Source organism: Flavobacterium sp. HNIBRBA15423, assembly GCF_052655965.1.
Genome location: NZ_CP199751.1, coordinates 3724282 through 3736667, shown reverse-complemented (window position 1 = coordinate 3736667; position 12386 = coordinate 3724282). Strand labels below are relative to the sequence as shown.

The following is a 12386-nucleotide window of genomic DNA, read 5'->3' as shown; positions in this document are numbered from 1 at the left end:
TTAAATAGAATCTTTTTGTTCAAGTTGTTGATTTTTTTCATCTTCTATCACTTTCTCTTGAAACTTTTTATTGGCTAATCGAGTAGTATCTAATGCTCGAATCATATCATCTTCTCCTACTTCTTTTGGAATGGCTTTTTTTATGATAATTTCGTTCCATTGCGTATAAACTCCTTTTATTTCTTCGTTAATTTCAGTAATTAATTTTAGTACTCTTTTTTCTGGAATTTCATCCAAATGGATATAAGTATCTAATGATTTGATTTTGGTATTTAAAGTAACTAAACGACTTCTCACTTGAGGAATGTTGAAACTTTCAGGAACAGTTAAACTTAAACTATCCGATTTTTTAGAAACGGTTTTTACTTTTAACTGAAAAGCAAGTAAAGATGTCTTTGGCTTTTCTTGAAGTTCTCTTTTAAACTGTTCCCATTCATTCCAGTTTTCAATGGTTTTGTTTACTTCTGGTTTTGCTTCTGGAAAAATAAACAACCATTTTTTGGATATGTTTTTAAAAACGGCTTCTTTCTTTTCTGCTAATTTTAAAGATTTTTCATTTTGTTCTGAATAATCATTGCAAGAAATTAAACTTAAAAAAAGGATAAATAGTGTTACTATGTATTTCATTTTCATTTATAATTAGAACAAAAATACTAATGTTTGTTTAAAGTAAAATTTATTTATATGTTTTCTTAACATTTGCCACTAGAAATAATTTAATTAAAATAAATAATTCATCCTTACGAAAACCTTATATTTGTTCATTAATTTCATTTAAAGCATGGATACAAAAGTTTTAATAATAGGAGCTTGTGGACAAATAGGCACAGAGCTTACAGCTAAATTAAGAGCAACTTATGGAGTAGATAATGTAGTTGCTTCAGATATAAGAAAACTAGAAAATGATGTTGTGAACAACGGTATATTTGAAGTTGTGAATGCTTTAGATTACAATCAGATTGAACATTTGATTGAAAAATATGAAATTACTGATGTGTATTTAATGGCAGCTTTGCTTTCGGCTACAGCCGAAAAAAACCCTGCTTTTGCATGGGATTTGAATATGAATTCTCTTTTTCACGTTTTAAATTTAGCTAAAGCAGAAAAGATTAAAAAAATATTTTGGCCTTCTAGTATTGCTGTTTTTGGACCTACAACTCCTTCACACAATACTCCACAGTATACCATTATGGAACCTACTACGGTTTATGGAATATCAAAACAAACTGGAGAAAGATGGTGTGAGTATTATAACAAGCAATATGGTGTAGATGTTAGAAGCATTCGCTATCCTGGATTAATTAGTTGGAGTACAGAACCTGGAGGAGGAACTACTGATTATGCTGTTGATATTTATCACAAAGCAATTACTGAAGGAAAATTTACTAGTTTTTTATCTGAAAACACAAGATTGCCTATGATGTATATGGATGATGCTATTAAAGCTACCATAAGTATTATGCAAGCTCCAAAAGAGCAAATAAAAATACGTTCTTCCTATAATTTAGCAGCTATGAGTTTTACACCTAAAGAAATAGCGGAAGAAATTAAAAAACACTATCCTGATTTTACAATTGATTATGATCCTGATTTTAGACAAAAAATTGCAGATAGCTGGCCAGAAAGCATAGATGATAGCATAGCAAGAGCAGATTGGGGTTGGGAGAATGATTACACAATTGAAAATATGACTGTGGAAATGTTTGAAATGCTTACTAAAAATATTTATTAGTTAAATAACGCTCTTTTTTAATAATTTACATACTAAAAAAATCATTTTGTAGTTCTTTAAGCATAAACAAACAAAAAAACAACAAAATGAATTTATTTTTACACTTGAAGCGCATTTCTGCGCTGGCAATCGCTATTTCATTTAATAGCATTTGCGCACAAACACAACCTTTTCCTGCAAACGTTACCTTCTCTAATGGTTTAATGGCTACTAATAAAAATGATGCGGATGCAACAAGTAGTTATGATATTTGGAAAACCAATTTTATTGAAGCTTGTTCCAATGGTCGTTTTAGAGTAAAATTTGACAATCCAGGAGAAACGGTATCAGAAGGAATTGGATATGGCATGTTACTAACGGTTTATAAAGCAGATAAAGTTACTTTTGACGGGCTTTGGAACTATTACAAAGACAACCGCAATTCTAATGGTGTGATGAACTGGAAAATTAGTGGTTGTTCTGGAACAATAGGTCAAAATGGAGCTACAGATGCTGAAGTAGACGCAGCAATGGCTTTAATTGTTGCGGATTACCAATGGGGAAGTAGTGGAACAATTAATTATAGAGCAGATGCTGAAGCATTAATTGCTGCTATAAAAACACATGAAGTAGAAGCCAATACTTATGTGTTAAAACCAGGTGATATGTTTGGAGGAAGTCAATTAACAAATCCATCTTATTTTGCTCCTGGTTATTTTAGAGCTTTTGGCGTTTTTACAAATGACACTGCTTTTTGGAATAGTGTTGCTAGTAAATGTCACACGATGATTACTAATAATTTAACGCAAAATAATGCTGTAGGAGGTTTGGTTTCTGATTGGTGTCAAGAATCTGGGGCTTATTCTAGTCAAAGTGGTGGTTATCATGCACAAGGTCATACTTATTACTATGATGCAGCTAGAACACCTTGGAGAATTGCTGTTGATTATGTATGGTATGGCAATAATGAGGCTAAAATCTATGCTAAAAAATGTTCTGATTTTGTAAGGGTAAATCTTGGTGGTACTGCTAATATTGTGGATGGCTATAATCAAAATGGAAGTGTAACAGGACAGTGGCATAATGCTACTTTTGTGGGCGCTTTTGCTTGTGCAGCTATGGCTGGAGAAGATCAGGCTCATTTGGATGCTTCTTATACCGATTTAAAAAATCTTAATGAGCCCAATGCTTATTTTAATCAAACTTTAAAAACGTTGTACCAATTTTTATTGACAGGGAATTTTTATTTGCCTTCAAATGCTACACTTTCTAATACTAATTTTGTTTCTAATGAATTAGAAGTTACGGTTTATCCAAATCCTACATCGGGTATTTTTACTTTATCGGCTCCTTTGGCTTCTAAAGTAAGTGTTTTAGATGTACACGGTAAAGTGGTTTTAGAAAAACACACCACTAGTTTGTCAAGTGCTATCGATATGAGTGCTCAATCTTCTGGATTGTATTTTTTAAAAATAACAAGTGAAGACAAGCAAACATTTAAAAAAATAGTAATTAATTAAAATAATTATTTTTCATAATCTTCTATTAAAGCATCCTCAATGGGTGCTTTAATTTTTATAACCTCATTAGAAGTGTCATTTGGAATAGTCATCGATAAAACATAGTGTATTATTTTCCATTCTTTGTTTTCTTTTACTAGAACACCACTTCCTCTGCAAATTTTCATTTGTGTGTTTAATAATTCATCAAACCAAGCTGTTTTACCATCTTTTGCGAAGAAAATATGACGTTCTAATGGTGTAAAGTTCCATGCTTTTCCTTTATCGAAATAAGGTTTTGCAAAAGCAATAAATGCTTTTTTATCCCAGTTTTCTGTAGCATCTGTACCTATGAAAATCGATTCTTCTGCCATAGCATTGAAATAAGTATCAAAATTAGCTTGGGAAGCCGCTTTATGCCAATTGTCTAATAGACTATTTATTGCCGTTTTTTCTTTCTCGTTATTTTGAGCGATAGCAAGAGTAGTAATGCAAAAAAGTAAGATGATTTTTTTCATAGAGTAAGTTTTTATAAATGTATAAAAGTAGCCTGAATTATTCAAATGAAGCGGATGAAATTCAAAGGGAATTAGGACTGAAATCCTAATTTTGTTTTTAAATTAGGCACTTCCCATTGAATCATTTGTTTTAAAAATTCGTCAACTCGTTCAATAATAAATTTTTCGGTAATCTCTTCGGGTTTAAATATTCCTAATTCTATTGAACTGTTTTCAATGGATGTGTCTTCTACTATTGGAAATAGAATAATAACATGAACATCTCCACTGTAAGATTGGGAAAAAACTAAAGAACCACCTTGAATGAATTGGTACGAAGCAATAAGATTTGTTTTTTCCATAAGTTCTGGTGGAAAAGAATCAAAAGTGATATTAATGGCTTCGTTACTTTGGATCCAATTTAATTCTTGAACTTGCCAACCAATATTGTATTGTGTAACGATGCTGTTTAGTGTTTCTAATAAAATAGTTCTAGTTTTTTGTTTCCAAAATATTTTCTTTTGTATTACAATTTCAATCGATTTTTTATAATCGTTTACACGTTCTTCCAAGTGTTCCGTTTTCATTTTTTAAGGAATTACAAATTATTGTTTTTCATTTTTCTTTTGCCTTTCTAATTTTCTAAAATAACCTCTAAACAAGAAATTATGTTTCAAAGCTTCCATGTTTTGATTGAATTTATCGGTTCCTTCATTTAAATTTTTAATGGTTTGGTCTAAATTTTCCACAAATTCTTTGTCATTAGAAAGGTAATTGATGGCTCCTTTTCCATTTTTAACATTGGCAATCGTTTTATTTAAACTATCAATCGTTGTATTAATATTTTGGCTTGTAATTTCTAAATTGGCAATAATCGTTTTCATTTTTTTGGCTTGTAATGTATCATTTAATAATACACCAGCTACACTTTTGTCTAAATTTATGGAGGAGATAATGCCATTTAATGATCGGATTGTTTTAGAGGTTTCATAACTGGTTTGTTTTAAATTGGTAACAATTTGTTTAATATCATTTGAAATAACACTATCATTAATAAGCATTCCTAATGGTCCTTTTTCCTTGTTAATGGCATTGGTTATTTTTAATAAATCTACCGTTAGTAAAGCGGCATTTTCATTGGTAACACTTAATGTATTCAGCATATCAGCTGTGCCAATTTTTGTGTAGGACTTTATAAAATCTCCTTGTTTTACAGGTGTTTGTTCTCCTTTTCCAGGAATAATGTTAACAATCATATTTCCTACAAGTCCGTCTGTGCTAATGGTTGCAATGGCATCTTTTTTAATGTGTTGTATCATTTTTTCTTCGATAAGTAAATCGACTTTAATAACCGAATCGTTAAGCATGGTAATGTCTTTTACAATACCCACATTTATTCCTGAATATCTTACATTATTTCCTTTTTGCAAACCGTTTGTATTATTAAATTGGGCACTAATTTCTATGCTTTTGCCAAACATGTTTTGACGCTGACCGATGAGGTAAACTCCTGCTGTAAATAGTAGTAAACCAATTATAACAAATAGCCCTAATCGTAATTTTTCATTTGCTGTTTTTTTCATACTCAATGGTTTCTTATTTTGTTATTTGAAAAAAGCTCTTATTTTTTCATCTTTTGATTTTTCTAAATCGGTAAATTTTCCTTCTATATAATTAGTTCCATCAATTAATAGAACCATTCTATTGGCAATTACTCTGGCACAATCTACATCATGAGTAATTATAATGGATGAGGTTTTGTATTCTTGTTGAATGTTTCTCATTAATTCAATAATTTCTTTGGCAGTTATAGGGTCTAATCCACTTGTGGGTTCGTCATAGATAATTATTTTTGGTTTTAAAATTAAGGCTCTAGCCAATGCTACTCTTCTTTGCATTCCACCTGAAAGTTCTGCAGGCATTAAATCGATAGCTTTTAGTAAACCCACGCTTTCTAGTGCTTTTTCTACTAGTGAAGTGGTATCGACATTTTCACCAAATTTCTTTTTATGTCTTCTTAAAGGGAATTCGAGATTTTCTCTTACTGTCATAGAATCGTACAAAGCACTTCCTTGAAATAAAAACCCAATTTCTGTTCGCAATTCATCTAATTTAGTTTGCGAAAGTTGGGTAATATCTTCACCCATAATGGTAATACTGCCCGAATCAGGTTGGATTAAACCAATAAGACACTTCACCATGACCGATTTTCCAGAACCTGATTTTCCCATTATGACCAAGTTTTCTCCTTCAAATAATTCCAGGTTAAAGTTGTTTAAAACCTGATTTCCTCCAAAGGATTTGTTTAGATTTTGAACCTTTAAAATGGGTTTCGATTCATTAGTTTGTATCGTATTTAGTGTATTTTCTGTGAGCATATTTTTTAGGTGTTTATATGAAAATATCGGTTATAAATACAGCAATAAAATCGATAACAAACAAGAGCATGGAGGTAAAAACTACTGCCGAATTAGCAGCTATGCCTACTCCAACAGTTCCTTTTTTACTATTGTAGCCTTTAAAACAGCCTACGAGTCCTATAGCATATCCAAAAAAGAAAGTTTTAATAGTAGCAGGCATTAAATCGCTAAATTCTATAGCATTGAATACTTGGTTGAAATAGAGAACAAAGGAAACATCGTCTTTTAAGTTTTCTACTATAAATGAACCCACTAAAGCCACTACATCACCAAAAATGACTAATAAAGGCAACATAAGCGTGGTGGCAGTTATTCGTGTAACGATTAAAAATTTAAAAGGATTAGTGCCAGAGACTTCCATAGCATCTATTTGTTCGGTTACTCGCATGGAACCTAATTCTGCACCAATGCCTGAACCTATTCGACCAGCACATATTAGAGCGGTAATGATAGGACCAATTTCTCTTATGATAGAAATGCTTACCATAGATGGCATCCAAGATACAGCTCCAAATTCTTGTAGAGTAGGTCTTGTTTGCAAGGTTAATACTAAGCCAATGATAAAGTTTGTTATGATTACTAATAACAAAGACTTGTTTCCCATGTTGTAGCATTGTCGTAACAATTCTCTCCATTCAAAAGGCTTGCTAAAGAATTCTAAAAAAAACCGATTTGAAAAATAGGTTATTTCTCCTATTTCTATAAAGAAAGCTTTAATTCTTATGCTTATTGAGTTGTTTTGTTCCATGAATTAAATTTTCAATTTTTAAAAGAAGATTTTACTAGGTTTTTTTCTTTTTTATAAAGTTAAAAGTTAAGAATTTAAAACACAAGTTTTTATGATAAATGTTAGTTTAGTGGCTAACTTGTTGTAGAAACACGCTATGATTTCCTAATTAGTTTATTGTAGATAGGTGGTTTTTGTAGGGTGAAAAAAGATTTTGTTGTTTATGGTTTTTGATTTACTGCTTGCATACTATTTGTTCCTAGTATCCTAACCTTTGATTAACCTTTGATTAACCTTTGATTGGGAGTAAGAAGCAAGTAAGGATGAAGTAATGGTTATTTTGACCCGTCCTAAAATAACTATAAGACAATTTTAAGATTATAGTAAAATTTTTGGTAAGAATGAATTGGATTCTATAAAAGATAATAATGAATCATCGTATAAATGTTTAGCAACAATTAATTTTTTATTGTGTGAATAAAAACATTTACCATTTAAAAGTTTAAAATTATTTTCTACTAAAAGTGTTGCCTCATCATTGGTTAGTTCTTTTTCATAGAGTTCAAATTTTGAAATAGTTGAATTATTAAAGAATTTTATAAATTCATTTCTAAACTCTAGTTTCGTTTTATCTCTAAAATTTTTAATTTTAGTTTCGCTAAATGCAGAATAAGATTTTAAAACATAAAGGAAATTTATTTGATATTGATGGACAAAAAGAGTATCCCTATCAAATAATCTATCTACAAAATGAAAGGATTTTATAGGAATTTCTTTTTTATATTTTAACGAATGTTTTTCAAAATCGTGAACATTTTCTATGTACCCATAAATAAAGAAATTTGGAGTAATATTATAGCCTTCTGTTATTTCATCTCTGTATCTAATATTCTCTTTATAAACATCATTATTGTTTAGTAAATCAATATTAAATTGAATAACATTTTTAGCATAAGTAAATTGTTTGTATTTGGATAATTTCCCAGCTTCATTTCCTGATTTATAATATTTAGAATCTCCAATGTAGAAAATATCGGAAGTGTCTATTAATGATTTATAATCAAAAATATGATCAATTATTTTACCATCTTCATTGTATTTTAATTCGTCTAACGAAATGCTATCAACTTCTTTCTTTTCATCTAATTTGTCTGAAAACAGCTTATCAATCATATCTTCAAAAACTAGGTTATAGTTTCTTACTGATATAAATTCTTCTTTCTTCTTTTTACTACTACTTGTATCCGTTTTAGAAAAATATAACTCACACAAAACATACATTCGCTTTAAAATATCAGAGAAATAACGATACTTTATCCTCTTTAATTTTGATAAGCCGTTTTTTTGTAATTTCTCAAAACTTTCCCCTTTGATAAGATTGTAACTAGGATCAATTTTAAGATGAAGTTGATGCTCTTTATTAAAATGATTTAATATTGAAAAAAAATAAGTTAAGAGTTCTTCTTCTGAATTTACAACTTTCTTTTTATTGTTTATTTCAAGATAGATTGGTGTGTTGTTTGATGAAAGTATTGGCAACGATTTTCTAATGGTTTTATCCCATTTAGGTTTCTTTACTTGGCTGGATTTATATTCAATATGCTTATACAGAATGGTGTTTTTGTTCTTTTTATAAAAATTCGCAAAGCTTAAGAGTAAGTCCAAATAAGAATATTCTAAATCTCCAAGATTGGTGTTTAACTCGAAAACTAATGAAGATTCAATAATTGAAGTGTTTTTAATTCTTCTTTTATATTCAGTGAGACTATTGTAGAAATAAACTAATAATTGACGGATCCATTTGTAATCTTCATTATGTTTTATTTCTAATTTTTTAATATCAAATAAATCATTTATAGAGATGCCAAAAACAGTTTCTTGGTTATCTTTCATAAAGACTTTAGGCAACATATAAACCAGTTCCTTTTTTTCAAAAGAATGATAATATCCTACCGAAATTATTTTGCCAAGACTTCCGTTTTGATTGTAAAATTTAGGATCGTCAAAAACAGAAGTTAAGTTGTCAATTGAATAATCTTCGCCTTCAATTAGAATTTTCATTTTAGATCGTTGCTTTTACAATAGTTTCTATTTTTAAAGCTTCTAGAATCTTTATAACTTCATTTCTTCCATTTATATTAATTGGAAAAAAATCTTCATAAGAAGTTCCTTTTTCAAAAATAGAATCAGAACTATCTTCATCTTTAAAAACATCATTCCATAAATAGAAAATAGCTTTATTTATAAACTCATTTAAAGCTATTTCTTTTGAATCAGATTTAATAAAATAGTTTCCAATGCATTTATCCATTCCAAGGTTTTGGTTTGTTTTTATTACTGCATTTACATTTTTGATAAAATCAATCCATTTAAAATAAGTTGTTTCATCAATTTTAACTTTGTATTCAAATGACTCGTTTTCCGGAACATCATCATAACAAATTGGAATGTATTCCCAATCCCAACGCCTTTTGAAAGCACTATCCATTGGAAAGAGTGATTGGTCAGAAGTATTCATTGTGGCATAAATAGAAAGATTTGGCGGAAGTTTTAATCCATTACTAATTCCATCTTTATTAATAAGAACTTTGTGTAAATGTTCTTTTAATTCATTAGAAGCCGAAACAGTATAATTACTCTTTCTATCTAAAAGTTGAAAAATATCTCCAAATATTTCTGCACAATTTCCTCTGTTAATTTCTTCAATAACTAAATAATATTGATTATCTAAATCATTCCAAGCTTTTACGTAGATATTTGTAAAGGATTGTGGAACAAATTCATAATTTATTTTACCATCAACAGATTTTGGTCTGTAACTTCCAATAAACGAAGCGTTATCAAATTCTGGGTGAAATGTTATTCTTTCATAAAAATCAGCATCAACATCTTTTAAAGTTTGTTCTACTTTATGTGATTTTCCAGTTCCTGGAGCACCATAATATATTTTTTGTTCTGTTTCCTTTAAAGGAGATTTTTTATTGTTTTTAAAAATCAAAGAGTATAATTTATCTTCCCTTATTATTTCTAATTGATTATCTGAAATTTCTCTTAAGTAATTATTAAAATTATTTAAAGTCAATCCAGTTCCTTCTACATCACTCCACTGAGTTGTGAAATATGAAAAATTATTTTTAAAAATATTAATATTTTCATCAAAATATCTTTCAGTATTACTTGATTTTAAATTTTCTTTGAATTGTTCATTTTCAAAAACTCCAAATAAATTGTCAGTTCCAAAATATATCGGCAAATAAAAACCTTTGTAAATAGTATCATTTATTTTACTTTCTTTTTCTTTAAGACCTTTAGTAATAATTTCTTCATCATAACTTGTAAGCAGATATTTGAAAGTATTAAAAATTATCCATTTTAGTTTTTGCTTTTTAAGAATAACTTTTTTTTCAAGAATAACCTCTTTAGGTTTAAATTTATCTGCTAATTCGTCAAGCTTAAGAATTGTGTTTTTTATTAATTTCTCTTCTAAAACTATTTTTTGATCAGTATTAATATCATCTAAAGCTGGATTATTTGCCCAAACAATTAATTTACTTAAAGTAGAGAACAACGGCTTAGTTTGAACTGTAGCCATAGCATTTGAAGTGCCATCCGTATAATATTGATTTCCTAAATCTCTCCACTCACCCTCAATGTAATTTTGATGTGATGAAAATTCATTTAAATTTTCTAAAATATCACTTAATGTATTTATCAAAGAATCTAGCCCTAAAGAGAAATATTTTACACTGCCTCTTTGACCAGAATTACTGAATGTTATATAACCACCTCTTTCGCTTAGGCTTGATTTAAAAGGGCTTTCAATTGATTTTTGATTTAGAAAATCATATAAATCTTTATTCATAGTAATTGTTTTTTAATTTCATTGAAAACTGCCTGAATAACTGGAACTGAAACACTATTGCCAAATTGTTTGTAGGCTTGATTATCAGAAACCGGAATTATATACTTACTTGGATAACCTTGTAAATTAGCAGCTTCTCTTGGAGTAAGTTTTCTAGGATTTAAATCTTTTTGTTCTATTAATATTTCGCTTCCATCTTTGTAATAACGAGCAGAAATTGTACTTGTGTATTGAGAATTTTCGTTGACTGAAGAAAAACCAAAACCATTACCTTTTTCTTTATGTTCTTTTCTTCTTCTAATATGACCAGCATATAATTTATCCGAAATTGTATATTTTTCCTCTGGATTTTTAATTAATATATCTCTAACTTTTGTTGTTTTAATATTAATTAAATCTTCTTTTTTATAAATAATTTCTTCTTTCTCATTAATGCCTAATGGAAAATTAAAATCTTTATTTTTATTTTTTAACCAAGCTACAATAAAAATTCTTTCTCTATTTTGAGGAATACCAAAATTCCTAGAATTTAAAGTTTCAGTTTTCACCTCATAACCTAAAGTATTTAAAGTTTTAACTATTGTTTTTAAAGTTTTTCCTTTATCATGATTCTTTAAACCCTTAACATTTTCTAAAAATATTATATCAATAGGATTGCCATTTTCCTTTTTTCTATTAATTATATCTGCAACATCAAAAAATAATGTTCCACGGGTATCTTCAAATCCTTTTTTTAATCCTGCATTTGAAAAAGGTTGACATGGAAACCCTCCACAAAGCACATTAAAATTATCAGGTATAAATGATTTTGTAGATTCTTTTGTTATATCACCAAAAGGTGTTTCTCCAAAATTAGCTCTGTAGGTTTTTTTTGCGTATTCATCCCATTCACTTGTAAAAACACATTTACCTCCAAGATTTTGTAATGCTAATCTAAAACCACCAATTCCAGCAAATAAATCTATAAATTTAAAAGTATAGTTTTCAGGTGTTGGAAAAGGTACATTTTCAACTTCAAAAAGTAATTGTTGAAGTGCAACATCAGAAACATAGTTTAATTCCTCTTCTTCATTTTTGTATCTAACAATTTGATTTAAATATTCAATTGCTTCTTTTTCATAATGTTTTTTTACACCATTATGATAATTATGAAGATAATGTGTTATTACAGCTTTTCTATTATCTTCTTCTTCAACAAATCGAATTTTAAATTTTTTACCATCAAATTCGTCAATTGATATTTCCTCTTTCATTTTCATTTCTTAAATTCTTTGTCGTTAAAAAATGTTGAAAAATCACTTTCTAAACCAATTATTATTTTTTCAATTATTTCTATTGAAACATTTCTTTTTCCTTTTTCTATATCAGAAATGTAATTTCTATCTACATCAGAAATATTTGCCAATTGCTCTATAGATAAGGCTTTTTGTTCTCTAAGTGATTTTACTTTTTGACCAAACTTTACTTTAATATTCATAACCTTTAAAATTAATTTTATGCTTACAATTGACCCGCCTACAATTGTAAGCAAGGACTAGTTAGTTGTTAACAATATTTTGAAAAGAATTTCTACGTTTTTATATGTCTCTTAAAACAGGAAAAACCCCTTTCGTAAAACAGGGAAAAATCCCCTTTTAATTCTAGTATATTTCCTTGTAAGTATTTGATTA

At 28.7% G+C, this 12386-nt stretch carries 12 protein-coding genes; 2 read left to right on the top strand and 10 right to left on the bottom strand.

Features of this window, described 5'->3' with window-relative positions; all coding sequences use genetic code 11:
- Window positions 1-627 (bottom strand): hypothetical protein, encoded by a 627-nt coding sequence (locus ACULEV_RS16660; RefSeq protein ID WP_445456174.1) that lies wholly within the window; start codon window positions 625-627, stop codon window positions 1-3.
- Between the two features lie 154 nt (window positions 628-781).
- On the opposite strand from ACULEV_RS16660, the gene ACULEV_RS16655 reads away from it, so the two are divergent.
- Window positions 782-1732 (top strand): NAD-dependent epimerase/dehydratase family protein, encoded by a 951-nt coding sequence (locus ACULEV_RS16655; RefSeq protein WP_445456173.1) that lies wholly within the window; start codon window positions 782-784, stop codon window positions 1730-1732.
- Window positions 1733-1818: 86 nt separating this feature from the next.
- Window positions 1819-3231 carry a glycosyl hydrolase family 8 gene (locus tag ACULEV_RS16650; RefSeq protein WP_445456172.1) on the top strand — a complete coding sequence of 471 codons (1413 nt, stop codon included), beginning with the start codon at window positions 1819-1821 and terminating at the stop codon, window positions 3229-3231.
- A gap of 5 nt (window positions 3232-3236) precedes the next feature.
- Here the strand turns inward: ACULEV_RS16650 and ACULEV_RS16645 are convergent, their stop codons facing one another.
- From ACULEV_RS16645 to ACULEV_RS16605, 9 genes are all read right to left on the bottom strand, one after another.
- Complete coding sequence (locus tag ACULEV_RS16645; RefSeq protein ID WP_445456171.1) at window positions 3237-3728, bottom strand: nuclear transport factor 2 family protein; 492 nt, start codon at window positions 3726-3728, stop codon at window positions 3237-3239.
- A 71-nt stretch (window positions 3729-3799) separates the two neighbouring features.
- Window positions 3800-4294: a hypothetical protein gene (locus tag ACULEV_RS16640; RefSeq protein WP_445456170.1), complete on the bottom strand. Its 495-nt coding sequence runs from the start codon at window positions 4292-4294 to the stop codon at window positions 3800-3802.
- A gap of 18 nt (window positions 4295-4312) precedes the next feature.
- Window positions 4313-5290 (bottom strand): MlaD family protein, encoded by a 978-nt coding sequence (locus ACULEV_RS16635; protein ID WP_445456169.1) that lies wholly within the window; start codon window positions 5288-5290, stop codon window positions 4313-4315.
- A 21-nt stretch (window positions 5291-5311) separates the two neighbouring features.
- Entirely contained in the window at window positions 5312-6085 is a 774-nt protein-coding gene (locus ACULEV_RS16630; protein WP_445456168.1) for an ABC transporter ATP-binding protein, read from the bottom strand.
- Window positions 6086-6098: 13 nt separating this feature from the next.
- Entirely contained in the window at window positions 6099-6875 is a 777-nt protein-coding gene (locus tag ACULEV_RS16625; RefSeq protein WP_445456167.1) for an MlaE family ABC transporter permease, read from the bottom strand.
- Window positions 6876-7232: 357 nt separating this feature from the next.
- Window positions 7233-8915 carry a hypothetical protein gene (locus tag ACULEV_RS16620; RefSeq protein ID WP_445456166.1) on the bottom strand — a complete coding sequence of 561 codons (1683 nt, stop codon included), beginning with the start codon at window positions 8913-8915 and terminating at the stop codon, window positions 7233-7235.
- Window position 8916: 1 nt separating this feature from the next.
- Window positions 8917-10716 (bottom strand): McrB family protein, encoded by a 1800-nt coding sequence (locus ACULEV_RS16615; protein WP_445456165.1) that lies wholly within the window; start codon window positions 10714-10716, stop codon window positions 8917-8919.
- Window positions 10713-11969, bottom strand: a complete 1257-nt coding sequence (locus ACULEV_RS16610; RefSeq protein ID WP_445456164.1) for a DNA cytosine methyltransferase — start codon at window positions 11967-11969, stop codon at window positions 10713-10715. Before ACULEV_RS16610 ends, ACULEV_RS16615 begins: the two co-directional genes overlap by 4 nt.
- 2 nt (window positions 11970-11971) lie before the next feature.
- A complete protein-coding gene (locus ACULEV_RS16605; protein WP_445456163.1) occupies window positions 11972-12193 on the bottom strand; it encodes a helix-turn-helix domain-containing protein in 222 nt (73 codons plus the stop codon).
- Window positions 12194-12386: the final 193 nt, after the last annotated feature.